Raw genomic sequence first — 235 nt, forward strand, 5'->3', positions numbered from 1 at the left:
AGCTGGTTAAACGACAAAACATGTTCGTGTAAAGATTACCCGAACCGCTTCACTTCAGGTGAAGAATGTTTGAAGCTGACTCGTGACAAGATCGATGAGTTTCACTGGCTACCAGACACTTGTGCTTACCGTCTTCTATCAGAATCTAAGCCGATCCCTGAATGGCACCCGTTGATCACCGGATCAAAAACAGAGATGCATGCAGCAGGTGAAAGCGTTCGTAACAAAGTGGTAT

Annotated in this window: 1 pseudogene; it reads left to right on the forward strand. The window is 45.5% G+C overall.

The features are described from left to right. Positions 1–235 (forward strand): annotated as a pseudogene (locus AB4512_RS20950) (YcgN family cysteine cluster protein); the annotation flags it as partial.

Origin of the sequence: Vibrio sp. 10N.222.52.B7, assembly GCF_041474275.1 — a bacterium.
In the GTDB taxonomy this organism is placed as follows: domain Bacteria; phylum Pseudomonadota; class Gammaproteobacteria; order Enterobacterales; family Vibrionaceae; genus Vibrio; species Vibrio crassostreae_C.